This window comes from Sutcliffiella horikoshii (genome assembly GCF_020524325.1).
Taxonomy (GTDB): Bacteria; Bacillota; Bacilli; order Bacillales; family Bacillaceae_I; genus Sutcliffiella_A; species Sutcliffiella_A horikoshii_D.
In genome coordinates, this window is record NZ_JAIVKY010000008.1 from 216,774 (window position 1) to 241,596 (window position 24,823).

The 24,823-nt window shown below is 41.4% G+C and carries 23 protein-coding genes; 21 read left to right on the forward strand and 2 right to left on the reverse strand.

Features of this window, described 5'->3' with window-relative positions; all coding sequences use genetic code 11:
• Window positions 1-136 precede the first annotated feature (136 nt).
• The 7 genes from LC091_RS13780 to aceA all read left to right on the forward strand — a co-directional run bounded on the left by LC091_RS13780 (window position 137) and on the right by aceA (window position 8,983).
• Window positions 137-1,687: a fatty acid--CoA ligase family protein gene (locus LC091_RS13780; protein WP_226682601.1), complete on the forward strand. Its 1,551-nt coding sequence runs from the start codon at window positions 137-139 to the stop codon at window positions 1,685-1,687.
• Window positions 1,688-1,767: 80 nt separating this feature from the next.
• Complete coding sequence (locus LC091_RS13785) at window positions 1,768-2,547, forward strand: enoyl-CoA hydratase-related protein (RefSeq protein WP_226682602.1); 780 nt, start codon at window positions 1,768-1,770, stop codon at window positions 2,545-2,547.
• A 572-nt stretch (window positions 2,548-3,119) separates the two neighbouring features.
• A complete protein-coding gene (locus LC091_RS13790; protein WP_226682603.1) occupies window positions 3,120-3,845 on the forward strand; it encodes an AzlC family ABC transporter permease in 726 nt (241 codons plus the stop codon).
• Entirely contained in the window at window positions 3,838-4,149 is a 312-nt protein-coding gene (locus tag LC091_RS13795; RefSeq protein ID WP_226682604.1) for an AzlD domain-containing protein, read from the forward strand. Before LC091_RS13790 ends, LC091_RS13795 begins: the two co-directional genes overlap by 8 nt.
• A gap of 99 nt (window positions 4,150-4,248) precedes the next feature.
• A complete protein-coding gene (locus tag LC091_RS13800) occupies window positions 4,249-5,508 on the forward strand; it encodes a M48 family metallopeptidase (RefSeq protein WP_226682605.1) in 1,260 nt (419 codons plus the stop codon).
• A gap of 559 nt (window positions 5,509-6,067) precedes the next feature.
• Window positions 6,068-7,663 carry a malate synthase A gene (aceB, locus tag LC091_RS13805; protein WP_404819688.1) on the forward strand — a complete coding sequence of 532 codons (1,596 nt, stop codon included), beginning with the start codon at window positions 6,068-6,070 and terminating at the stop codon, window positions 7,661-7,663.
• Window positions 7,664-7,693: 30 nt separating this feature from the next.
• Entirely contained in the window at window positions 7,694-8,983 is a 1,290-nt protein-coding gene (aceA, locus tag LC091_RS13810; protein WP_226682606.1) for an isocitrate lyase, read from the forward strand.
• A gap of 74 nt (window positions 8,984-9,057) precedes the next feature.
• Here the strand turns inward: aceA and LC091_RS13815 are convergent, their stop codons facing one another.
• Window positions 9,058-9,303, reverse strand: a complete 246-nt coding sequence (locus tag LC091_RS13815) for an IDEAL domain-containing protein (protein ID WP_088017583.1) — start codon at window positions 9,301-9,303, stop codon at window positions 9,058-9,060.
• 193 nt (window positions 9,304-9,496) lie between these two features.
• Here LC091_RS13815 and LC091_RS13820 point away from each other — a divergent pair, with 193 nt between their 5' ends.
• Together LC091_RS13820 and LC091_RS13825 are read left to right on the forward strand one after the other, a co-directional pair.
• On the forward strand, window positions 9,497-10,057 hold the full coding sequence (locus LC091_RS13820; protein WP_226682607.1) for a competence protein ComK: 561 nt from the start codon (window positions 9,497-9,499) through the stop codon (window positions 10,055-10,057).
• 112 nt (window positions 10,058-10,169) lie between these two features.
• A complete protein-coding gene (locus LC091_RS13825) occupies window positions 10,170-10,892 on the forward strand; it encodes a DUF421 domain-containing protein (protein WP_226682753.1) in 723 nt (240 codons plus the stop codon).
• Here the strand turns inward: LC091_RS13825 and LC091_RS13830 are convergent.
• On the reverse strand, window positions 10,879-11,256 hold the full coding sequence (locus tag LC091_RS13830) for a hypothetical protein (RefSeq protein ID WP_226682608.1): 378 nt from the start codon (window positions 11,254-11,256) through the stop codon (window positions 10,879-10,881). The genes LC091_RS13825 and LC091_RS13830 overlap by 14 nt on opposite strands.
• Window positions 11,257-11,674: 418 nt before the next feature.
• Between LC091_RS13830 and LC091_RS13835 the strand changes: the two genes are divergently transcribed.
• From LC091_RS13835 to LC091_RS13890, 12 genes are all read left to right on the forward strand, one after another.
• On the forward strand, window positions 11,675-13,666 hold the full coding sequence (locus LC091_RS13835) for a S9 family peptidase (protein WP_226682609.1): 1,992 nt from the start codon (window positions 11,675-11,677) through the stop codon (window positions 13,664-13,666).
• A gap of 247 nt (window positions 13,667-13,913) precedes the next feature.
• Window positions 13,914-14,282, forward strand: coding sequence for a VOC family protein (locus tag LC091_RS13840; RefSeq protein WP_226682610.1), 369 nt, complete (start codon window positions 13,914-13,916; stop codon window positions 14,280-14,282).
• 4 nt (window positions 14,283-14,286) lie between these two features.
• The gene (locus tag LC091_RS13845) at window positions 14,287-15,216 is read left to right on the forward strand and encodes an aminoglycoside phosphotransferase family protein (RefSeq protein ID WP_226682611.1); all 930 of its coding nucleotides are present in this window, start codon (window positions 14,287-14,289) and stop codon (window positions 15,214-15,216) included.
• Window positions 15,217-15,296: 80 nt separating this feature from the next.
• Complete coding sequence (locus LC091_RS13850; RefSeq protein WP_226682612.1) at window positions 15,297-15,902, forward strand: TVP38/TMEM64 family protein; 606 nt, start codon at window positions 15,297-15,299, stop codon at window positions 15,900-15,902.
• An 80-nt stretch (window positions 15,903-15,982) separates the two neighbouring features.
• Window positions 15,983-16,540, forward strand: coding sequence for a signal peptidase I (gene lepB, locus LC091_RS13855; RefSeq protein WP_226682613.1), 558 nt, complete (start codon window positions 15,983-15,985; stop codon window positions 16,538-16,540).
• 107 nt (window positions 16,541-16,647) lie between these two features.
• A complete protein-coding gene (locus LC091_RS13860) occupies window positions 16,648-19,866 on the forward strand; it encodes a BTAD domain-containing putative transcriptional regulator (protein WP_226682614.1) in 3,219 nt (1,072 codons plus the stop codon).
• 129 nt (window positions 19,867-19,995) lie between these two features.
• Complete coding sequence (locus LC091_RS13865; protein WP_226682615.1) at window positions 19,996-21,219, forward strand: substrate-binding domain-containing protein; 1,224 nt, start codon at window positions 19,996-19,998, stop codon at window positions 21,217-21,219.
• A 75-nt stretch (window positions 21,220-21,294) separates the two neighbouring features.
• Entirely contained in the window at window positions 21,295-22,062 is a 768-nt protein-coding gene (locus tag LC091_RS13870) for an ABC transporter ATP-binding protein (RefSeq protein ID WP_226682616.1), read from the forward strand.
• On the forward strand, window positions 22,046-22,753 hold the full coding sequence (locus tag LC091_RS13875; protein WP_226682754.1) for an ABC transporter ATP-binding protein: 708 nt from the start codon (window positions 22,046-22,048) through the stop codon (window positions 22,751-22,753). Before LC091_RS13870 ends, LC091_RS13875 begins: the two co-directional genes overlap by 17 nt.
• Before the next feature lie 14 nt (window positions 22,754-22,767).
• On the forward strand, window positions 22,768-23,628 hold the full coding sequence (locus LC091_RS13880; protein ID WP_226682617.1) for a branched-chain amino acid ABC transporter permease: 861 nt from the start codon (window positions 22,768-22,770) through the stop codon (window positions 23,626-23,628).
• Between the two features lie 4 nt (window positions 23,629-23,632).
• The gene (locus tag LC091_RS13885) at window positions 23,633-24,631 is read left to right on the forward strand and encodes a branched-chain amino acid ABC transporter permease (RefSeq protein WP_226682618.1); all 999 of its coding nucleotides are present in this window, start codon (window positions 23,633-23,635) and stop codon (window positions 24,629-24,631) included.
• Window positions 24,632-24,645: 14 nt separating this feature from the next.
• Entirely contained in the window at window positions 24,646-24,822 is a 177-nt protein-coding gene (locus LC091_RS13890) for a hypothetical protein (protein WP_226682619.1), read from the forward strand.
• The last annotated feature ends 1 nt before the right edge of the window (window position 24,823 follow it).

Sequence of the window (24,823 nt, forward strand, 5' to 3'; positions counted from 1 at the left end):
AGTAAAATATTTTATCTGAAAATTTTAATTTTATCGACATAATATAATGACAGATATCTAGCAATCTACTATAATGGATAATGGGAGATTTATGAATGGTCATTCATTCAATTTACTCGAAGGGGAGATGAAACATTTGAATATTTCATCACAATTGGCACTAACAGCGAAAACAAATCCAATGAAAGAAGCGTATATTTTTGAAGGGGATTCAAAAACTTACGCAGAGTTGAACGCTGCAATAAACGCATTTGCTACAGGGCTTGAGAAGATGGGAATTACCCAGGGGGATCATATCGGGCTTGTTGTTGGAAACTCGCCATACTTTGTCCTTGGACTATATGGTGCGGCACGAATTGGTGCCACTGTTATTCCTATCAACCCAATCTATACTCCAGACGAACTTTCTTACATCCTTAGAGATGGCGATGTTAAAGCCATCATCACCTTAGACCTTCTTGTTCCACTTTTTGAAAAGCTTCATGGTCACCTGCCTTTAACGGAGCATTACATTATTTGCGAAACACCTGACGGAAAAGAGAAAGCGAAAGATTTTCCACTTGAACAACTATCAGTTTATCCTAAATTGAAATCGTTTACATCCATAATGGCTTCTGGAAGCTTTACATATGAAGGTCCGGAACTGAAGGATGACGATGTGGCTGTAATTCTTTATACATCCGGGACTACAGGCAAGCCGAAAGGGGCAATGCTGACACATAAGAACTTGTATCGCAATGCTAAGGATTCCGCGGACTTTTTGAAGATGAACGATACGGATAAAGTAGTAGCGACTCTGCCAATGTTCCATGTATTCTGTTTGACAGTAGCATTGAATGCACCATTGATGAACGGCGCGACAGTGATTATTGTTCCAAGGTTCAGCCCACAGGTTATATTCGATGTGGTAAAAGAATATGAGGCAACTGTGTTTGCTGGAGTTCCGACTATGTACAATTTCCTTTTACAATCAACAGGGGATGTAGAAGATTTGAAATCATTAAGACTTTGCATTTCTGGTGGAGCTTCGATGCCTGTTGCACTATTGAAAAATTTCGAAAAGAAATACAACGTTATCATCTCAGAAGGGTACGGGTTATCAGAGGCATCTCCTGTTACATGTTTCAATCCGTTAGATAAGCCTCGAAAAGCTGGTTCTATCGGGACGACAATCGTAAATGTCGAAAATAAAGTCGTGAATGAACTTGGAGAAGAAGTGGCACCGGGAGAAGTTGGGGAACTTGTTGTCAGAGGACCGAATGTCATGTCAGGGTATTATAAAATGCCAGAAGAGACATCCGTTGCCATACGTGATGGTTGGCTTTATACAGGCGACCTAGCAAAAATGGACGAAGATGGGTACTTCTATATCGTGGACCGTAAAAAAGACATGATCATTGTAGGAGGCTACAATGTTTATCCTCGTGAAGTGGAAGAGGTTCTTTACAGTCATGAAAATGTGGTGGAAGTGGCAGTTGTCGGGGTGCCTGACCCTAAGTTCGGTGAAGCGATAAAGTGTTTTGTCGTAACAAATGCTTCAATCAGTGAATCAGATCTACTCGCTTATTGTGCGGAGCGTCTAGCAAAATATAAAGTTCCAACATCTATTGAATTTTTAGAAGAGCTTCCGAAGAACACAACTGGGAAGATTCTAAGAAGAGCTTTAAAAGAAAAACTGGGTGTATAAAGGAATTTTGCTCTCTGTAGAGAATGTATAAAATAGCGAAATATGTAACCGCTAACAATCTTGGAGGGAGTAGGACAGATATGAGTTATATTGCAGTAGAGGTAAAAGATCATGTAGCAACCGTAACGCTAAACCGCCCAGATGCGATGAATGCGTTTAATTATGATATGTTAGTAGAATTGGGAAATGTAGCGGAGGAGCTTCGTACTAATGCTGACGTCCGTGTGGTAGTGATTACAGCGACAGGGGAGAAAGCATTTAGTGTTGGAGCGGACCTCAAGGAAAGAAGAGGCCTTACCGAACAGCAAGTAAGACGTAATGTTTACAAAATCGGGGATGTGTTCAACCGCATTGCCGACTTGCCGCAGCCGACAATCGCAGCTATAAATGGATATGCATTTGGAGGCGGGATGGAGCTTCTTCTTGCATGTGATTTCCGTGTGACGGGCAAAGAGGTGAAAATGGGACTAACAGAAACAAGCTTAGCCATCATTCCAGGTGCTGGTGGAACGCAGCGTCTTCCGCGTATTATCGGGGAAGCAAAAGCGATGGAGCTAATTCTGACTGCTCGCCGTTTTTCTGGGGAAGAGGCTTACAGTTTTGGATTGATTACCAGATTAGTAGATGAAGCCTCCCATGCGCTTGATGGAGCCATGGAGCTTGCACAGGAAATGTTAAAGAATGGCCCTGTAGCTGTACAGCAGGCGAAGTTTGCCATCCGCCAAGGTATGGGAGTGGATATGCAGACAGGCTTGCAGATCGAACGGAAAGCATATGAAGTGATCATACCGACTGAGGACCGCGTGGAGGCGCTTGTTGCGTTTGGGGAAAAACGCGCTCCAGAATTTAAAGGGAAATAAATTTTTATGGGACTCTCTCTTCTTTATGAAGAGGGAGTTTTTTTGAAAGAGTAAGAAAATCTATAATACGGTTGATTTCCGTTCCAGGCGCTTAGCTTGCCTGCGGGCGGTCCGTGAGCCTCCTCGGCTGCGCCTGTGGGGTCTCACCTGTCCCTTCCTCCCGCGGGCGTCTGCGCGCCTTCCACTCCAATCAACAAGATGGCTTCATTCATTTAAGGGCTAGTGAAAAGTCCTCTAACCGAGTTAGCTGTAAAAGGATTAACTTAACTTTACGCTATTTTCAGCTGTGGATTGGAGCAAATGGCGGAGACTCCAGCGGGGGAGTAACGGTAGCTTGAGACCCCACAGCGCAGCGAGGAGGCTCAAGCACCGTCCCGCGGAAAGCGAAGCCATTTGCGGAAAGTAACAGCGGCGGTTAACCATACAATTAAAGTTTTTTATCATGAGGAAGACCGGGTGGCTTTAACCGGTTTTTCTATTTTATCTCGTCTTTCGAAATACTCTTTACATTTCCAGTAAACTACTAGTATATTTATAAATAATTCAATTTACTAGTATAGGAGAAATGCACAGTGGCAACGACCATCGCAGCTAGAAAAACCTCTTCTTTTCGCAACGGGTTGCAAGCTGGAGTCAGCATTGCAATCGGGTATATACCAATCGCCATTACGTTCGGACTTTTGTCCAAATCCGCTGGTCTAACGGTTACAGAAACGGTCCTGATGAGTTTGCTCGTATTTGCAGGAGCGGCACAATATATGTCTTTGAATATGATTGTGTTAGGGTCAGGAGTTTTTGAGATTGTCATGACCACATTTATTTTAAACATTCGTCACTTTCTAATGAGCGCTTCCCTAAATGAAAAGGTGGAAGAGAATAGCCTCTGGAAAAAGTCACTCTTCTCATTTGGGATTACAGATGAAACCTTTTCTGTCACTGCGACCAAAGAGGGAACCATACAGACAGGGTATATGTTTGGAGTTATCTTAATCGCCTATTCCAGTTGGGTAGTAAGCTCAGGAATCGGGTATGTCATCGGCAGCAGTTTACCCTCATCTCTTCAGGAAAGCATGGCGGTTGCCCTTTATGCCATGTTTGTAGGCTTGTTAATGCCTTCTTTAAAAAGACACCGAAAAGTGGTAGTGCTTGCTGGGACTGCAGCTATCCTTAATTCTGTATTTTCTTTGGTGATTGGTATTGCAGCTGGTTGGTCCATTGTACTTGCGACCATTACGAGTGCTGTTGGAATCGAGCTTCTATTCGCGAAATGGTCAAAGGAGGAGAAGTCAGATGAATAGTAACATCCTCATGATGATTGTCGGAATGGCTGTCGTCACCTATCTTCCAAGGCTGATACCGTTTGTCATGTTCCAGGGCAAGGAGCTACCGCCATTCGTACAGGCGGTATTGAAGAATGTCCCTTATGCAACACTAGGGGCCTTAATTGTTCCTGGCATCTTCCTGATCAATGAAGATATTATGTATGGCGTGATTGGCGCGACAGTAGCGTTTATTGTAGCTTATTTCGGAGCAAACGTCATTCTTGTTGTAGTTAGCTCGATCGCAGCTTTGAGTGTGTATTCCTGGCTGGTTGGTCAATAATGAATGAAGTAAGTAGGCTTTTCTTTTTGATAGCCTGCTTATTTTTTATATGGTGGCATAGAATATAACAGGGTATTTAGGACAAGGAGGTGCGGAAATGTGAAAAAGACGGTTTCTCTAACGTTGGTTGGCTACATTCTCTATGCTTTAGCAGTGACTTTTTACATATGGATTGGTGCAGATACGTCCCTTCCGGCTGAACTTGCAGGGACAAAAGCGGATCCAACCACTTTTTTAAGTAACCAGGAACTGATGATTACAGAAGAGTATTCGAAGATACGAAATACCTTCTACTTTCTAACGCTTCCAGTGGAATGGATTTTTTATTTCCTTCTTCTTGTTTTAGGTGGGGCAAGGGCCATTCAAGGATGGGCAGAGAACGTCACAAAATATAAAACCCTTCAAACAGGAATTTATCTTTTTTGGCTGACCTTATTTAGCACAGTTATTCATTACCCATTAAGCTATTTGCGCTATTCTCTTTCAAAAGACTATGGCATTACCGTTCAGTCTTATTCCGGTTGGATGCGTGACCAGGTTGTAGGATTTTGGGAAGGAATCCTCATTATGTGGATAGTGGTCCTTCTTCTTTATATGCTTATCCGTAAATTTTCCAAGTGGTGGTGGGCAATTGCCTGGGGATGTTTCATACCATTTGTATTTTTAATGATGTATATCCAACCGGTTGTCATAGATCCTTTATACAATGATTTCACCGAGCTACAAGATAAAGAATTAGAAGCAAAAATCCTGGAATTGGCTGCTGAAGCGGATATTCCTGCCGACAGAGTCTATGAAGTAAACATGGCCGAAAAAACAAATAGCATCAATGCGTATGTTACTGGAGTTGGCGGAAACTCACGTATCGTGCTATGGGATACACTCTTGACTCAACTTCAGGAAGAGGAGATTCTTTTTATCATGGCACATGAAATGGGTCATTATGACATGAATCATATCGTAATTGGCATTTCAGGATACATCGTGTTTTCTTTCTTTGCCTTTTACTTGATCTATTTAACAGCAGGAAAACTTCTAAACAGGTTCGGTCAGGGGTGGAAAATCAATAGCTTAAACCAACTTGCCTCACTACCGCTATTGTTGTTACTGGTGTCTTTGTTGCTTTTCCTTGCTAGTCCGGTAACAAATGCAGTATCACGGTATCAGGAACACAGGGCTGACGTGTATGCGATTGAACTGACCGGTGATACAGAACCTGCTATAGAAGCTTTTCAGGAAATTACAAGATCTAGTTTAAGTGAAGTGAACCCACCGGCCTTAGTGAAGTTTTTTCGATATACTCATCCTTCCATGGTGGACAGAATCTCCTATTTGGAGCGGTATGTAGAGGAAGAGTGAGTGATGTGCTTTCTTATATTACATTGAAAGCTGGATAATACAGTTGATTTCCGTTCCAGGCGCTTCGCTTGCCTGCGGGCGGTCCGTGAGCCTCCTCACTTCGTTGCGGGGTCTCACCTGTCCCTTCCTCCCGCGGGCGTCTGCGCGCCTTCCACTGCAATCAACAAGGTGTCTTCATTCAATGAAGGGTTTAAGAAAAGCACCTAACCCTGTCAACTGAATAAGCATTAACGTATCGATTATTAGAATTTCAGCTGTGTATTGGAGCAAATGGCGGAGACTCCAGCGGGGAAGTAACGGTAGCTTGAGACCCCACAGCGCAGCGAGGAGGCTCAAGCACCGTCTCGCGGAAAGCGAAGCCATATGCGGAAAGGAACAGCGACGTTCATAGACTTCATTTAAACCGGACAGTTTATGCCCGGTTTTTTGCTCTTTTTTCCCATGTCGAAAAATATTTGTAAATAAATTTTCAAAAAAGTCTTTTTATCATGAACATACTGTTATATAATACAATACAAATATACTAACTGTTTCATAACAAGAGAGGAGCAAGTATATCGTGAATACTGGTACAACAGGAATAAGCGTTACAGGTCAAATGAAAAATGGCTATGAAACTGTACTAACACAGGAAGCATTATCATTCATCGAGAAACTTCATCACACTTTTAATGAGCGCAGAAAAGAATTATTAGCCGAAAGAAAAGTTAGGCAAGAAAGAATCGATCGGGGAGAACAACTAAATTTCCTTGATAGTACAAAAGCTATTCGAACCAGTGACTGGAAAGTGAACGAAATTCCACATGACCTTCTAGACAGAAGAGTGGAAATAACGGGTCCGGTTGACCGCAAGATGATTATTCATGCACTTAACTCTGGAGCGAAGGTGTTTATGGCGGACTTTGAGGATGCATCCTCCCCGACTTGGAGCAACATGATAGAAGGACAAATCAATTTGCGTGATGCAAATCAGCGCAAAATTGACTTCACAGCTTCAAACGGAAAAGAGTACAAACTGAACAAAGAAATCGCCACCCTTCTTGTCAGGCCAAGAGGATGGCACTTGGAAGAAAAGCATATGCAAATTAACAATGAATCAGTTTCTGGAAGCCTTTTCGACTTTGGGTTGTATTTCTTCCATAATGCAAAGGTCTTGCAAGGAAATGGAAGCGCTCCATATTTTTATCTTCCGAAGCTTGAAAGTCATCAAGAGGCAAGGTTATGGAATGATGTGTTTGTATTTGCCCAGAAGGAACTCGGGATTGCACAAGGAACAATTAAGGCAACGGTATTGATTGAAACAATCACGGCAGCTTTTGAAATGGATGAGATCCTTTACGAGCTGAAAGAGCATGCAGCAGGACTCAATTGTGGTCGATGGGATTATATTTTCAGCTTTATAAAGAAGTTCAGAAATGATCCATCCTTCCTTTTACCGGACAGAAGCCAAGTAACTATGGCAGTGCCATTTATGAGAGCTTACACTCAATTGGTCATACAGACTTGCCATAAACGCGGTGCCTTTGCAATCGGCGGCATGGCAGCGCAGATTCCTGTGAAAAATGATGAGGAAGCTAATTCTCAGGCATTTGCAAAAGTAAGGGAAGATAAACTTCGAGAAGTGAAAGATGGACATGATGGAACGTGGGTGGCGCATCCAGCATTAGTTCCAGTGGCATTGGAAGTGTTCAATGGAAATATGGAAGGCCAGAATCAGTTGCACATAAAAAGAGAAGATGTCACAGCAAACCCTAAAGAGCTTGTTCAGATTCCTGAAGGTACCATAACTGAAGATGGTTTGCGGAAAAACATTCATGTCGGGATGGAGTATATTGCCGCATGGTTGGATGGAAGTGGCGCGGTACCAATCTTTCATCTAATGGAAGATGCGGCTACAGCGGAAATATCCAGGTCCCAAGTATGGCAATGGGTTAGACATCCCAAAGCCGAATTAGAGGATGGAACACAAATTACACTTGAGTTGGTTAAACAACTGGTTCAGGAAGAAAAACAGGCCATCATTGAAAAAGTAGGCACTAATCGCTTTTCGGAAGGTAAGCTCGATCAGGCGGCCGCTCTTTTTGAAAACCTAATCAAGGATGATAACTTTGCTGAGTTTTTAACACTTCCAGCTTACAATTTATTGGAAGATTAATAGATACCTAAACTAAGGGAGGAATTAATAATGAGAAGAGAAGAAAGAATTGCACAGTTAGAAGAAAGCTGGGAATTAGAACAAAGATGGAATGGGGTTGAAAGACCGTATTCTGCAGAAGAAGTGATGCGTCTTAGAGGTTCCATTGATATTGAACATACATTGGCCAAAAGAGGTTCACAAAAACTTTGGGATCTTCTTCATACAGAGGACTATGTGCATGCACTTGGAGCTTTAACAGGAAATCAGGCTATTCAGCAAGTAAAAGCGGGATTAAAAGCTATCTATTTAAGCGGCTGGCAAGTAGCGGCAGATGCCAATCTATCCGGCCATATGTACCCCGATCAAAGTCTTTATCCTGCAAACAGTGTGCCGCATGTTGTTAAAAGAATCAATCAAGCATTGCAACGTGCAGATCAAATTCAATACTTAGAAGGCAGCGAAGAGGTGGACTATTTTGCCCCAATCGTGGCGGACGCAGAAGCAGGTTTCGGCGGTCAGCTGAATGTATTTGAGTTAATGAAAGGAATGATTGAATCTGGTGCTTCTGGTGTTCACTTTGAAGATCAATTGTCTTCAGAGAAAAAGTGCGGGCATCTTGGTGGGAAAGTATTATTGCCAACTCAAACGGCTGTGAAAAACCTAATCTCCGCTCGTCTTGCAGCTGATGTAATGGGTGTTCCGACGGTCTTGATTGCAAGAACCGATGCGGACGCAGCAGATCTTATTACAAGTGATATTGATGAGAACGACCATGCTTTCTTGACTGGTGAAAGAACAGCTGAAGGATTCTATCGCACAAAGGCCGGCATTGATCAAGCGATAGCTCGTGGTCTTGCTTATGCACCATATGCGGATTTGATCTGGTGTGAAACGTCTGAACCGAACCTAGAACAGGCAAGAGCTTTTGCGGAAGCCATTCACGAAAAGTTCCCTGGTAAACTGTTGGCATATAACTGTTCGCCATCATTCAACTGGAAAGCAAAATTGGATGATGCAACGATTGAAACATTCCAGCAGCAGATTGCCCAGTTTGGCTATAAGTTCCAATTCGTAACCTTAGCTGGATTCCATGCCTTGAATCATGGCATGTTCGAGCTTGCAAGAGGATATCGTGACCGTGGGATGGGAGCATATTCAGAGTTGCAACAAGCGGAGTTCGAAAGTGAGCAATATGGCTATACAGCAACCCGTCATCAGCGTGAAGTTGGTACAGGATACTTTGATGAAGTGGCAAAGCTCGTTTCCGGTGGAACATCTTCCACAACTGCACTGAGCGGCTCAACAGAAGAAGCACAATTTTATCAAGAGAAAAAATAACTTCAATGTAAACAAAAAAAAGAGAAGAGCCAACAGTGCTCTTCTCTTTATTAGGTATTTGGCGTTTTTACTCGTTAAGCTGAAACGCCCCAATCGTTCAGGAACTTTTTATATCTGGCGGAAAGTAAGTGAAACAGGGAGGGGTCATTGGCATCCAAGGCACTGTCAATTTTCTCTTGCAGAAGGTTTTTGTGGTAGTGGAATAAAGACTCATCAATGATCATCTGAACATACACATTCATCATATAGGCTTCAACGGACACTTTCTTGTTCATCTTTTTCGCTTTCATCAATTCCGTATAAGACTTCTCATTCTTCATGAGTTCCTCACCTCGAGCCTTTTTAATAGTATATTGAGGAACGCGATAAAAATCAACAAATATTTAAAATATTTAAAATATTTTTAAAACCTTTACACCGCTTGGGTTTTCTGGGAAAATATACATAAATAGTCAAATTAGTGGTTCTATTGTCACAAGGTGACATGGAACACGTAGAGAAAGGGTGAACATATTGAAGAATAATGTCGAATTGTCGAGTGATTATGAGATTAATGGCTTTACTATGGCAATCATTCCTGTTGAAATGGAGGGCAATCTCTATTCAAAAGTACTTGAAGAAGAAGGAGAGGTTTATGTTTCATTACCTCCAATAAAAATCATTGAAGATAGCTGTAACTTTTACGGATCGAGTTTTGAAGGAAGAAAACAAGGTACCAAGGGCATCTCCGGCTATACTCACAAACCCCCAATTGTCATCGATCCGATGAATGACATTTTCTTTTTCCCCACTGCATCGCCTACAAATGATAACTGCATCTGGATTTCACTACATTATGCATATGAATATAACAAGACTCCTACCGCTAACACAAAAGTGATGTTCCCGAACAACACCATCGTGGAATTTCCCATCTCGAAAAATTCATATGAGGCACAAATCCATCGTACGTCCCTTTTTAGGGCTAAGCTTCAGCAACGAGTCAATAGGAAAAGGAGTAATTCCAACCGAAGCCTTGTTGCTACACCAGGTATTATGTACAGATTGAGAAACAGTAAGGATTTGCAGAGTTAAATGACAGGAATACACCTTTCAACATGAGAGGTGTATTTTTTTAGGAAAAAAATTGCATATCCCACCCTTTTTGAATAACGCTAAAGAAAAGGACCGAGGAGGAATGTCTAAGATGGAGCTTTTCATTGACGTAGTAAAAGTGCTTTTCCGGATTATAACCATTCTGCCATTAATGCTATTTGTTACGCTCTTCATGGGAAAACGTTCGATTGGAGAACTTCCCGTCTTTGATTTTCTAGTTATCCTAACACTAGGGTCAGTGGTTGGGGCTGATATAGCGGATCCAAGCGTTCATCACTTGCCGACAGTAGGAGCTATCATTGCCATAGCGCTTCTGCAAAGGCTTATTGCCTGGTGGAAAATAAAAAATCATCATATTGGGAGGCTGTTGTCCTTCGAACCGACCCTTGTCATTTATGAAGGTCAATTCCATATTGAAAATATGTATAAAATCCATTATTCCATTGATAATGTTCTACAAATGTTAAGGGAAAAGAATGTCTTTCGCATTGAAGATGTCCACTTTGCACTAATTGAAGCGAATGGTGAGCTTTCGGTGAAATTAAAACCTGCAAAAGAAGCGGTTAAAGTGGAAGATGTAGCCACAGTACGACCTAAGACCTCTATAGAATACAGTGTGATTATGGATGGGAGAATACAGCAAAAAACTCTGAGCCTGCTGGGACTGGACGAAGCTTGGTTAAAAGAAGAATTATTGAAAAAGGATATCATTCATATTCAAGAAGTTTTCTATGCTGCCATCAATGAAGAAAACAAGCTCCATGTTTCTTTGCGTAATTCTAAACTAAGCCCGACTATACCTATTTTTCATTAGTCGAAGCCTCTTCCATTCTCAAAATATACTGCATTAAAAGTTCATTCACCTTATTCCTGATTCTTGGGTTGAAATAATTATGGTGCTCTTCATATCCATTAAAAAGAAAAGCATACATGGTGAAGGATTCATCCTGTTTTAACTTGTGGAGCTTCATCTGTTGCTGTTTCATGTCAGTTTTTATTTGCTTAAGTTGCAGCTGAATTTTGCGCATAACTTGATCAATAAGTGTAAGATATGGTTCCTTTAGTTTAATTCCACTGTCTTTAATAATGCTTGTATCTCTTTCTAGAACAATCAGTAACAAAGGAAGATATATCGCCTGTTCAAACAGGTTAATTTGTTCTTTTGATAATCTTGTCATTTCATCTTCCTCCTAAACATTTAGAACGTTTGTTCGTATTTATTTTATACCAAAGTCTTAAAAATATGCAAGTAACTTTTTTAAAGCTTGAAAAATAAAGTTTTGTCAAGTCAGTGTGTAGACAAAGCTTAAAATAATGAAAGTCTCTAGTTGATCGCAGTGGAAGGAGCGAAGACTCCTGCGGGAGGAAAGGACATGGAAGACCCCGCAGGGCGTAGCCCGAGGAGGCTTCCGGACTGCCCGCGGAAAGCGAAGCTCCTGAAACGGAGATCAACTCTTCCAACAGATAACCTAACTAGTTTATAGTCTGTCGACAGTCTGGCTTAAAAAATAAAGTTTTTTCAAGTTTCTTAAAGGGGAATTATTTCATTTGTCGAAATAAGTAGAATAGAGAATTTTACATAAGGGAGAGATTTCCATGACAAAAAGAAAGATAGAGTCAACAGATCTGTTTCGTTTAACGTCTATCACCGATCCGCAATGGGATAAACATTCCCGCAAGTATGCGTTTGTGCAGACGACAGTTCACGAGGAAGACAATGAATATCGCTCTACCATTTACGTAGGGGACTTAGAAGGGAACGCGGTACCATTTACATCTGGAAAAGGAAGAGCAACAAGCCCAAGGTGGTCTCCTGATGGAAGCAAGCTTGCTTTTGTCTCCAACCGAAACGAGAAAAGCCAACTATATGTTATGCCGGTAAACGGAGGAGAAGCAGAGCAGGTTACCTTCTGCAAAAATGGAGCAAGGGGACCAGTATGGTCGCCATGCGGAACGAAAATATTGTTTAGTACTTCTGTAGAGAGTGCGGAGGATTTGCATTCTACAAGCTCTAAAAGTGAGGAAAAGAAAAAGCCTGAGCCTCTTGTAGTGGAGAAAATGCGTTACAAGTCTGATGCTAAAGGGTTTTTAGACAACAAAAACGACCACCTTGCACTATTGGATTTGAATACAAAGGAAGTAAGTCTCCTGACAGAAGGAGACAGGGATTATGGAAGCGCAGCATGGTCGCCTGATGGAATGAAAATTGCTTTTGTAGCAAATCTTGAAGAGAATCCAGATGTTTCTCTAGTTTCTGATGTTTATGTGATGGATGTTCAGTCAAAAGAAAAGAAGAAAATTACCCATAGCAACGGTTTCTTTTCCACCATCTCCTTCTCGCCAGACGGTCAGTACCTGGGCTTTCTGGGACATGAACAAGAGTTTCAAAGTGCAACATTGACTCGTGTATGGGTGACACAGATTGCGACAGGTGAAACTCATTGCCTCACAGAGAACCTTGATGTGGAGGTAGGGGACGTTGCCATTGGCGATTTCCATTCCGGTAATGTGAATCCTGGACTTATGTGGACTGAAGAGAGTGAAGGTTTCTATTTCTTAATGAGTGACCAAGGTGCAACAGGAATCTACTTCGGTTCCTTGGACGGTTCCATGTATCCAATTCATCTCCCAGATGAGCATGTATATGCAGTAAGCATGCTCACAGATACCCATGAAGCGATTGTAGGGGTAAGCAACTCAACAGATCCAGGGGAACTTTACTACCTTGATTTCCGTTCCCAAACACGAACACAATTGACTAAAGTCAATGAAGCTTGGAAGAATGAAGTGGAGTTGAGTGTGGCAGAACCTATCCGCTATAAAGCACCGGATGGTTGGGATTTGCATGGTTGGATCATGAAACCTGCAGGATTTGAAGCAGGAAAAAAATATCCGACAATCTTGGAGGTTCATGGCGGCCCCCATGCCATGTATGCCAATACGTATTTCCATGAGTTCCAAACATTGACGGCACAAGGATTCGTTGTGTTATTCACTAATCCACGTGGTAGTCACGGTTATGGACAAGAATTTGTAGATGCAGTGCGTGGTGATTACGGTGGCAAGGATTATCTTGATGTTATGACAGCAATGGATTATGCCCTCGAAACATTCGACTTTATCGATGAAAAGAATCTAGGAATTACCGGAGGAAGCTATGGTGGCTTTATGACAAACTGGGTGGTCAGTCACACGGATCGTTTTAAAGCAGCTGTCACACAACGCTCCATTTCCAACTGGCTGAGCTTTTATGGAGTCAGTGACATTGGGTACTACTTCTCTGAATGGGAAGTAAAAGGGGATATGGGAGAGAAAGTCGATAAGCTTTGGGACCATTCTCCAATCAAATACGTTAGCAATGTCAATACGCCATTATTAATCTTGCACGGTGAAAGAGATTACCGTTGTCCAGTGGAGCAAGCAGAGCAACTTTTCATTGCATTAAAACAACAGGGCAAGACGACTAAGCTTGTTCGTTTCCCAGGTGCAAATCACGAACTTTCCAGAAGCGGAGACCCAGCTCTTCGAATTCACAGACTAGATCATATTAAGAATTGGTTTGTGGAGTATTTAGAAGGTGCTAAGTAAAAAGTAGTAAGTAGACGAAGCTCTTCCATTTGGGAGAGCTTTGTTTTACTGAGAGGCTGTTTTTGAAGCAAGGAGTCGAGAGGACGTAGTAGCAGAAAAATAAGGTTTTGGCATCAACTCGGGTGCTTTTGGCACGAACTTGGTCCATTTCGGCACGAACACAAGGTGTTTTGGCATCAACTAGCCTGCTTTCGGCACGAACTTGCCAGAAAGCTATGGGAAATTACTATTAGGGAGATGAACTCACATGATAAAAGGTCTCGATCACGTTGTTTTATTTTGCAAAGATACGGAAAAATCAAAGGAATGGTACACAATAGCAGGATTTGAATACTCTCACGGTTATGAGGGTATGCACTGGTTCCACTTAGGAAGCGGTCTAGTAATGCTTCATCCAGCAGAAGAAACCAATGCTGGTATCACAGAGGTGCATGCAGCTGTTGAGGATGTTAATAAGTTATTCCAGCTGGTCACAGAAAATGGACTTACACCAATAGACCATCAAAATGGTAATAAAACACTAGCCGCGCCGGTAACCCGCCCATGGGGGGACATCCAGTTTGAGTTAGATGATCCAGATGGCCACCGCTGGGCATTTACACAACGTGGAGAATAGGACTATGGTTAATCTCCCGCAGAAATATATTCAAACAATCAAGAGCATACATAAAGAAGAAGGAGAGACATGGCTGCGGAATTTTGACTCGCTAATTGAATATTGTGAGGAAAAATGGAGTCTAAAGGTTCTCGCTCCATTTGAACTTTCCTATAATTTTGTTGCCCCAGCCGAGAAAAAAGATGGTCACAAAGTTGTCCTGAAGCTCTCTGTCCCGACAAAGGAGTTCCAGTCCGAAGTAGAAGCGTTAAATTTTTTTGCAGGGGACGGAATGTTACGGATCCTAGATGTTGAAATCGAAAAAGGGATATTGATTCTAAATCATCTAATTCCAGGGGATACCCTGGCAACACTGGAGAATGACATAGAAGCAACCGAGATTGCTGCCGGTATTATGAAATCGTTGTGGGTACAGGAAACACTGGATTCGCGACTGCCACAGATTGAAGAACGAGAGCAAAGTCTCATAAAATTTTTAAAAGCACATCCAACAGGTAAAGCCCCTATTACACAAGACCTTCTTCAGAAAGCCATCCATACTTTCCGAAGATTACTTCAAGAAAAAAGGAAAAGATACATTTTGCATGGAGACCTCCATCATTACAATATCTTAAAGTCGGAATCCACATGGGTAGCCATCGACCCTAAAGGATTGGTGGGAGAGCGCGAATACGATACGATTCAATTTCTTCTAAACAATCTTCCAGATGATCAGATAGAACCAATCTTATCGAAAAGAATTTCTGTTCTGGTGGATAAATTGAAACTGAATGAACGAAGAATCCTTGCATGGGGATTTGCACACTCTATACTTTCTATTTGCTGGTCGTTGGAAGACGGAGAAGAATATAGTGAACCATTTTATAAAAGCATATTTGCTTTTGAGAAACTACATAATGAAAAATTTGGCTGTTTAACAAAGCAAAACTTTTAAATGAGGTTATTTAATGGGACAATAAAGGAATAATTAGTACAATAGAGAAAGATGACTAGCAGAGAAGTGGAGATAAAGTAATGGAATTTATTGAATACTTGAAAGAATTACTGACAATGGAGAATCTACTGGAGGTTTTGGAGGAATATCAATCATTTGGTCCGCTGCCGGGTTTCCTGTTGGTGGTGCTTGAAGCTTTTCTTCCTTTTCTCCCATTGATCGTAATTGTCATGGCAAATGCTGCTGCTTTTGGTCTGTGGCTTGGGTTTATAATTTCATGGTCAGGGTCTGTAGTAGCAGCTGTAATTGTTTATTATTTTGTACATAAATTACAAAGAAGCCGGAGAATCCAAGCTTTACTTAGAAAAAATAAGATTAGGAAAATGATGTCTTGGATCGAGAGGCATGGCTTCGGTCCTATATTTTTATTACTATGTTTTCCTTTTACTCCGTCATTTTTGATCAATGTGGTTGCGGGATTATCCAAAATAAAGTTTTATCAATTTTTTCTAGCTCTGGTAGCTGGCAAAATGGTCATGATTTTCACCATCAGTTATATTGGCTATGACATCATTTCCTTTATTCGTGCGCCGATTAAAACAGCAATCGCCATTACCATTATGTTGGTATTATGGTTTATCGGTAAAAAAGTAGAACTTCGATTACAGCTCTCAGGTGATAAATAAACAATTGTTTGTAAAAATTCAGTATATTATGATAATATTAAAAGTACAAAAGACCTAGATAGATATTCGGGGGTTATGAATTGAAAGAAAAGATCACAAAACGTAAATCAGCAATGAAATGGTTGGTTGTCACATTCCTTTTGGTGCTTATGATTCGTGCGCTTTTCTTTTCCAATTATATTGTAGAAGGGCATTCCATGAATCCAACATTGGAGCAAGGGAATTTCCTCATGGTCAATAAAATGGTTTACTCCTTTACGAAGCCGGAACGATTTGATGTAGTTGTATTTCAACAAGAAGATGAAGATGTCCATTACGTAAAAAGAGTAATTGGGTTGCCAGGTGATCAAATTGAATACAAACAAGATATGCTTTATGTAAATGGAGAGCAGGTAACGGAGCCATTCATAACACCTGAGCGTTTAAAAATCTTTGGTGGCAACTTTACAGGAGATTTTTCTTTAGAAGAGTTGACAGGCGAAGAAACAGTACCGAAAGGCCATGTATTTGTAATAGGAGATAACAGGCTCAACAGCTTAGACAGCAGGCATTTTGGTTTTGTAAAAATAGAAGACATCGTCGGAAAAGTACATGTCCGCTACTGGCCATTTGATGAATTTAATACGACCTTCAAGTAAAGAACAGCTATTGTTATAATTAGCTGTTCTTTTTAGTGTTTTTAGAAGCATAAGTCATTATAATAAATAATAATAGATTTAAAATTCAGAAAAAGGAGGGCTGGTAGATGCAGTCTCAAGAAACGGTATTGCAAACCAAAATAACGACACCTACAGTAAAGGAACATGTTCTTAGAAGGGTTAAAATAGCAAGAAAAATGAAAGCGGTTACTAACTTCGGTGTCACGATTGTTCACTCCGGTCCTGGATATGGAAAGAGCACAATTGTTGCCTCCTTCGCACCCACTTTTGATGCCATCTCCTGTTGGTATACCGCAACGGAATTTGATGATGAATTAATCCCCTTTTTACGATATATTGTCCACTCAATCAGAAACAGGAAGAGTCAATTTGGAGAAGGTTTATTAAGTTACGTGAATAAAATGGACCGTTATATCCGTGAAGAGGAAATTCAAGATCTATGCTCACTCTTCATCAATGAAGTAGTTCAGATAGATGAGCCGCTCGTTTTGATTATCGATGATTTTCATTTTGTGCAAAAGAATCCTGAGATCGTTACATGGTTCCACTGGTTGCTACAGCATATCCCGAATAATCTTCATGTGATTTTGATAACAAGGGAAAGGCCAAACTGGGAAGTTATTACGGCAATGAAGGTGAAGAGTGAACTCTTAGAAATAACTGAGGAAGATCTCAAGTTTTCCAGAGAAGAAGTGGAGGTGCTTCTGGAAGATATTTATATGTTAGAAGTAGATAATGATGACATTGAACAGATCTACTCCTTATCAGAAGGATGGGTCATGGCGTTAGGCCTATTAAGTCAAAGGCTGGCAGAAGAAACCTCCACAGCTGCTTTGGTCACAACGCAAGGGAAATTAGAAGATCTATTCAAGTACTTGGCAACCGAAGTGTTTATGAAACAGACTCCGATGATTCAACAGTTCTTGGAACAGACTTCGATAATGGATGTACTTAACGGGGAAATGTGCGATGAGGTTCTGGGCATAAATGGGTCCAACTACATCCTAAAGTCCCTGACAGAACGTCATATGTTTATTACCTTAACAGGAATAAACCAATATCGTTATCATGCCCTTTTTAAAGAATTTCTGGAAAGAAGATTAATAGAGCAGGACGAGCAATTCATGCTGTTGCATAAACGCTGTGCCAGGTGGTATATGAAACAGAGAGATATTCTCCCAGCAATTTCGCATCTTGAAAAGATTGGTGATTATTCTTCTATCGGAGTTCTAATCCATGAAAACGGGATTCAGTTAATGGAGCAAGGTCAGCTCTCTTACGTTTTAGAAAAATTGCTCAAAATAAATACTGAAATAAAAGAAAGATACTATATGCTCTGGTTTATACAAGGGGAGATTCTCCGTTATCGATGTCATTATGAGGAGTCAGAAACGGCATATAGAAAGGGACTGGATGCTGCCAGAAAGTCCGGGGATACACTTGTAATCATAAGGTCCTTGAAAGGGATTGCCAAAATATATCTGGATACCATCCAACCAATTAAAGCGGAAAGAGTATTGTCAGAGGCAATTATGCTGATGGAAGCATGCCCGATTGAAAAAAAGGAGGAAAATCAACTGTATGCCATCATGGCAGAGAATTCCTTGAATGCAGGACATGCTCCGAAAGCGCTCGAATGGTTCGAGAAGCTTGACTCTGTTTATAAACTAGAGGAGGGAGGAAACCTTGAAGCAAGAATCCTGTTGCGTTCTGGAAAGCTGCATAGAGCCAAAAAGCTCCTTCTATACAAGAAAAAAAATCATACAGAAGGGGCACTGCCGCAGTCACACCGCGAGACAGATCTCCTATTATCGCTGGTGGAAGCATTCATTGGAAATGCAGACCAAGCAAAAAAACTGGCTGATTCGGGAATAAAACAAGGGATTAAACTTCAAGCTCCTTTTGTGGAGGCTTGTGGCTGGATTCGTTTAGGTCATGCTGTTCAATTAATGGACATATATGATAGTGTACTTGCCAAGGAATGCTATCAAACTGCGCTGGAAATTATGGAAGAATTAAATGTGTCAAGAGGAAAAGCAGAAGCGAACATGGGGCTATGTATTTTGCACACTTATCAAGGTGCCTATGAGAAAGCCATTCTATGTGGAGAAGAGGCGTTGAAAGAAACGGAAGAAGTAAAAGATAATTGGCTTTCTGGTCTCATCTATCTCGCAATGAAAATAGCTTCTATTCATAATAGGAAGTGGGACATGGCAAACTTTTATGGTCTCCGTGCGAGCAGGCTATTGCGTAATTGTGGCGACCAGTATGCAGAGATGTTACTGTCTTTCTGGACATCCATCTACTATTTTGAAAGGCAGGAGTGGGAAGGGTTTACAGAATCCATGAATTCATTTTTGAATTTCTTACAAACTGGAAACTATGAATTTATTTTATCTAACAGAACCACCTTTGGGCCATATGATCTGCAAAAATTCACTCCAATACTAATGGAAGCGCAGAATAGGGAGATTCAGCAAGCATATGTTACGTCTTTACTAAATGAACTTGGTTTTTCTCAAATTCAGAACCATCCAGGGTATACGTTAAAAATCCAAACATTAGGAAATTTCAAAGTCTGGCTTGGTCAGAAGGAAGTAGGGGCAAAAGATTGGCAACGTGCTAAAGCAAAAGAGTTGCTAGAGTTCTTTGTCACAAAAAGAAACAAGCAATTAGTAAAGGATGAAATTTTTTCAGCCCTTTGGCCAACTGTACCTGATAAAACAGTGACAAGAGATTTTAAAGTAGCACTTAACGCACTGAATAATGCATTGGAGCCGGTAAGAAAAGCAAGGACCGAGCCTTTCTTCATCCAAAGAGAGGGGAATTCTTATGGATTGAATCCCAACTGCGGCTATGTGCTGGATTGTAGTGAGTTTGAATCGTATGCTTCAGCTGGACTGGAAGAACAGGAGCCTGCAAAGGCAATAACTTATTTAGAAAAAGCGTTGGCTTTATATAAAGGAGATTTCCTTCCTGACCAGAAATATGCTGATTGGTGTCTGAATGAAAGGGAGAGACTTCTGGTTTACTACCTGCGTTGTAGTGAAAAGCTTGCACAACTTTTAGTGGCACGTACAGAATATGATACCGCTATACAGTTGTGCGAAAAGGTTATTGAAAAAGACCCAACATGGGAAGAAGCCTATCGTTTGCTGATGTTTTGTTATTATCACAAAAACAATCGATCACAAGCCATGAAATGGTTTGCAAAGTGCAAACAATATTTGGAAAGTGAGCTTGGCGTAGAGCCGATGTTTTCGACGAAAAAGATGTACGATATGGTGCTTGGAAAAGCTAACTAACCCCGCCTCGATGGCGGGGTTTTATTTTATATATGGTTGATGTTATGCGGTTTGTAACCCATTTGTAACCACCTCGTCTTAAGCTGAAACTACAACTTAAACAAACTAAAGGGTTAAGGGGGAAGGTCAATGAGAAAGTGGAAGACAGGATTTCTGCTTGTGTGTGTGCTGATGTTGGTATTGGCTGGCTGCAGTGACAGCAATGCCGGAACGGAAACAGATTCAAGTGGCGAGGGAGATCAAAAGGTAATCAAGGTCGGGGTACTAGCTTCTTTAACTGGTGCGCTTGAAACGTATGGGAAGCAGACAGTACAGGGTTTTGAACTTGGACTTGAGTATGCAACAGATGGAACAATGGAAGTAAATGGACACAAGATAGAGTTTGTAGTGGAAGACACCGAAACTAAACCGGAAGTAGCAATTCAAAAAGCTACAAAACTATTAGAAGAAGATGAAGTAGATTTCCTTGTAGGATCATCAAGCTCTGGAGACACTTTGGCAGTACTGCCTCTAGCAGAAGAATATGAAAAGGTGATGCTGGTAGAACCAGCAGTGGCAGATAGTATTACAGGAGCAGATTGGAACAAATATATCTTCCGTACGGCACGAAATTCCTCTCAAGATGCAGTGGCTGGAGCAGCTGCAATTGCAGGTGATGGAGTGAAGATTGCGACATTGGCACCTGATTATTCTTTTGGTCATGATGGAGTGGCGGCTTTTAAAGAAGCAGCATTGGAGCTTGGTGCTGAGATTGTACTAGAAGAGTTTGCGGATCCTGCTGCAACTGATTTTACATCCAATATCCAAAAGATATTAGATGCGGATCCTGACTATCTCTTTGTTGTATGGGCGGGTGCAAATTCTCCTTGGAATCAGATTTCCGATATGAAAGTACAAGAAAGAGGGATCAAGATTTCTACAGGTGCTCCAGATATTGCGGCACTGCACACGATGGAACAGTTAATCGGAATGGAAGGGTTCTCTGTTTACTACCATACCCTGCCTGATAATCCAGTCAATGATTGGTTGGTGGAAAAACATAAGGAAAAGTTCAACGGAGAAGTTCCCGACCTTTTTACTCCAGGCGGAATGACGGCAGCCATCGCTATTGTGGAAGCACTGAAGAAAACAGATGGAGATACGGATACCGATTTGATCATAGAGACGATGGAAGGGATGAGCTTTGATACACCAAAGGGTCAAATGACTTTCCGACCTGAGGATCATCAAGCGATGCAAACTTTATATGCTGTGCGTCTGGAGAAAGTGGATGGATTCGATTACCCAGTTCCTGTATTGATGCGGGAGTTGTCCCCGGAGGAAACGGCTCCTCCAATTCGTAACAATCAATAAGTAAGTGTGGAACTTTGGAGCGATGCTCTAAAGTTCCTTCGTGTTATTTGAAATCTAATAAAAGGAGGTACGACTTTGGATCCCATTTTGCAGACTAAGGATTTAACGATAGCTTTTGGTGGACATGTGGCAGTCAATCAAGTGAATTTTTCTGTAGAGCCTTACCACTTCAAGTCCATCATAGGGCCAAATGGAGCTGGAAAGACGACGTTTTTCAATCTCTTAAGCGGGCAGTTAAAGCCTACAAATGGAGAAGTGATTTGGAAAGGGGAGGACATCACAAAGCTTTCTCCTATGAAAAGGACTCGTAAAGGAATCGGTAGGTCTTTTCAAATTACAAATGTGTTTCCAAATCTGACAGTGTTGGAAAATGTTCGGCTGGCAGTGCAGTCCCAGCGCGGGGTAAGGTATAACTTGTTTTCCCATTTCAGGAATTTCACTGAGTTTGAAGAGCGGTCTTTAGAACTTTTAAAGACGGTCCTTCTGGATGATAAAGCCCAAGCCCTCGCCAAAAACTTGGCACATGGTGAAAAGAGAAAGCTTGAGATTGCCATGCTTCTGGCACTAGAAACTGAAATGCTTCTATTGGATGAACCAACGGCAGGTATGTCAATCGAGGAAGTACCGGCAATACTGGAGGTTATTAAACTAATAAAAGCTAAGGGGGACAGGACCATCATACTAATCGAACATAAAATGGACATGATATTAGACTTGTCCGATTCTGTTACCGTTCTTTTTAATGGGAAATTATTAGCGGACGGCACACCGGAAGAAATCATGAAAAATGAGACAGTACAGTCTGCGTATTTAGGAGGATTGTATGATGACAACGCTTCTTAAAGTGGAAAAGATTCAAACATATATTGAACAGTTTCATATTTTACAAGGTGTTAATTTTGAGGCAAGACAAGGGGAAGTGACCGTACTTCTTGGAAGAAACGGGGCAGGGAAAACAACCACTCTCAGAAGTGTGATGGGACTGAATCCGCCCCAAAAAGGATCTATAGTGTTTGATGGGCAGGATATCACCGGAATGGCAACGTATGATATTGCAAATATAGGAATCGGCTATGTTCCGGAAGATCAAGGGGTGTTTGGAGAATTAACAGTGGAAGAAAATATGAAGGTTGCCATGAAAAAAACAGATGAAGAAACTCTCACGAAATTAGATTGGGTGTTAGACTTGTTCCCCGATTTAAAAACATATTGGAAAAAGCGTGGCGGAAACTTAAGTGGCGGTCAAAAGCAAATGCTGGCGATTTCTCGGGCTTATATTAATAACAGCAAGCTTCTGTTAATTGATGAACCAAGTAAGGGGCTAGCTCCGATAATGGTAGAGAAGGTGATGAACTCCATCCAGCAGATGAAAAAAGAAACGACCATTATTCTCGTTGAGCAAAATTTTTATATGGCAAGTACTATAGGGGATTGTTTCTATATATTGGATGACGGTCGGACCGTGCATCATGGGCACATGCATGAACTGAAGGAAGATAAGGAGCTTAGAAGGCAGTATCTTGGGATTGCATAAAGGAGGGGCAGATAGTGGATGTATTGGTGAATCTGACGGTAAACGGATTAGCAACAGGAATGTTGATTTTTTTGCTGGCTGCTGGTCTGACATTGATATTCGGTTTAATGGATGTCCTTAACTTCGCTCACGGAGGGCTGTTTGCCTGGGGTGCCTTTTCGGGAGTGTGGGTATATTCGGCAACAGGCAGCTTTATGATAGGGATTTTTGCTGCAATCGGAACCGGGCTAATACTTGGATTGGCGCTAGAGAGATTCATTATCCAGCCTGTCTATGGAAATCATGTTCAACAGATTTTGATTACATTGGGCGTCATGCTTGTATTAAGTGAAATGATTAAAGTGGTGTTCGGTCCTAATCAGCTTAGCGCGAGAACTCCGTCATACTTGAGTGGCAGTTGGGAGTTTGGGGATATTATCATTATCAAATACCGCTTATTTATCATTGTTTTAGGATCGCTTGTCTTTGCGGCTATCTTCTATACATTAAGAAATACGAAAATCGGGCTTATAGTTAGAGCGGGTGTAATCAACAAGGAAATGGTGCAGGCATTGGGCATCAACATAAAAAGAGTGTTTATGCTCGTTTTTATGACAGGTGCAGCAATGGCGGCACTTGGTGGCATGCTGCTTGGACCATATTCGGGGGTTATTTATGCGGAGATGGGTCTCGAATTTGGGATCTTGGCATTCATTGTGGTGGTAATCGGTGGTATGGGTAGTATTACAGGTTCGGTTCTTGCCGCCATTTTAGTCGGGTTGAGTGGTTCTTTTATGGCCTATTTCGTGCCGGATTTAGCATTGGCAGTGAATATGCTTCTGATGACTATAGTTTTGATTTTCCGTCCACAAGGATTATTCGGGGTAAAGGGGTGAGAGAATGAACAGATACAAGACAGTACCAAATACCGTATACATCATCATTTTTTTGATGCTTCTTGCTCTTCCATTTGTCACAGATTCTCGCACTCTATTAATCATGTTTACTCAAATCTTTCTTTTTGCCATATTTGCCATGAGTTATGATATCTTGCTCGGTTATACGGGAATTGTTTCGTTTGGTCATGCCATGTTTTTTGGTATAGGAGCTTATTCTACTGGTATTATGTTGAAGCAATATGAGAGTACAATTCCGATGCTTCTACTGGCGGTTCTAGTAGGGGCTGTTATAGCTGGTGCTGTAAGCTATGTTGTTGGGATACTTTCGCTACGATTGAAGAGCCACTTCTACGCTATGTTAACCCTCGCCTTCTCCGGACTGTTTCTGGTATTAGCCGAAAAATGGCGAACACTCACATATGGAAATGATGGCTTTACCTTCAGTATTCCTGACCCTTTGCGTGACAGATTAAATTTATATCTGTTGTCTTTAATTTTAATGGTTATTATCTTTCTTTTATTGAGGAGGTTTACACATTCCCCACTAGGAAAGGTGCTCCAGGCAATAAGAGAGAATGAGGAGCGTACAGAATCGCTTGGTTACCATGTGTTGCATTATAAAATCATAGCGAGTGTAGTTGCCGGTGTATTTGCAAGTTTTGCCGGAAGTTTATATGTATTGACATTGAGGTTTGTCAATACGTCTGTCTTTGCTGTGGATGTCACTTTAGATGCGCTATTGATGACTATCATTGGAGGTGTTGGTACGTTGATTGGGGCCATCATCGGAGCAGGGTTGATAGAGTTTGCTCACCATTGGTTATCGGACCTTGCTAAAGTACATTGGATTTTTGAACGCTGGATTATTTTCTTCGGAATTCTTTATATCGTGGTGGTGATGTTTTTCCCTCAAGGTATCGTAGGGACCATCAGATTATGGTGGTCCAGAAGAAGCGGAGCACAGTTTAAAGTAGGAAAAGAGAAAAATATTTCAAGATAATAGGAGGGGAAAGGATGAGTAGTCAGCCACAAGTTGCTTCTTTTGTTGTCAGGTGTGCCGGTTTTTTGGATGCAGGGCAGCTGTCACCAACATGGCGAATAACAGTCAGCCACGTGCAAGGGGAAGAGGAGATAACGGTTACTTCTTTTGAAGAAGTCAGTGAATTTATGAAAGAAAAACTAAGTGGGTGAA

Bases quoted from the DNA above. Each gene is read 5' to 3' on its own strand.
- LC091_RS13845 (WP_226682611.1), top strand. From the start codon at position 14,287: ATGGTTAATCTCCCGCAGAAATATATTCAAACAATCAAGAGCATACAT.
- LC091_RS13850 (WP_226682612.1), top strand. From the start codon at position 15,297: ATGGAATTTATTGAATACTTGAAAGAATTACTGACAATGGAGAATCTA.
- LC091_RS13835 (WP_226682609.1), top strand. From the start codon at position 11,675: ATGACAAAAAGAAAGATAGAGTCAACAGATCTGTTTCGTTTAACGTCT.
- LC091_RS13890 (WP_226682619.1), top strand. From the start codon at position 24,646: ATGAGTAGTCAGCCACAAGTTGCTTCTTTTGTTGTCAGGTGTGCCGGT.
- LC091_RS13795 (WP_226682604.1), top strand. From the start codon at position 3,838: ATGAATAGTAACATCCTCATGATGATTGTCGGAATGGCTGTCGTCACC.
- LC091_RS13875 (WP_226682754.1), top strand. From the start codon at position 22,046: ATGACAACGCTTCTTAAAGTGGAAAAGATTCAAACATATATTGAACAG.
- aceA (WP_226682606.1), top strand. From the start codon at position 7,694: ATGAGAAGAGAAGAAAGAATTGCACAGTTAGAAGAAAGCTGGGAATTA.
- LC091_RS13830 (WP_226682608.1), bottom strand. From the start codon at position 11,256: ATGACAAGATTATCAAAAGAACAAATTAACCTGTTTGAACAGGCGATA.
- LC091_RS13825 (WP_226682753.1), top strand. From the start codon at position 10,170: ATGGAGCTTTTCATTGACGTAGTAAAAGTGCTTTTCCGGATTATAACC.
- LC091_RS13860 (WP_226682614.1), top strand. From the start codon at position 16,648: ATGCAGTCTCAAGAAACGGTATTGCAAACCAAAATAACGACACCTACA.
- LC091_RS13785 (WP_226682602.1), top strand. From the start codon at position 1,768: ATGAGTTATATTGCAGTAGAGGTAAAAGATCATGTAGCAACCGTAACG.
- LC091_RS13865 (WP_226682615.1), top strand. From the start codon at position 19,996: ATGAGAAAGTGGAAGACAGGATTTCTGCTTGTGTGTGTGCTGATGTTG.
- LC091_RS13815 (WP_088017583.1), bottom strand. From the start codon at position 9,303: ATGAAGAATGAGAAGTCTTATACGGAATTGATGAAAGCGAAAAAGATG.
- LC091_RS13840 (WP_226682610.1), top strand. From the start codon at position 13,914: ATGATAAAAGGTCTCGATCACGTTGTTTTATTTTGCAAAGATACGGAA.
- LC091_RS13885 (WP_226682618.1), top strand. From the start codon at position 23,633: ATGAACAGATACAAGACAGTACCAAATACCGTATACATCATCATTTTT.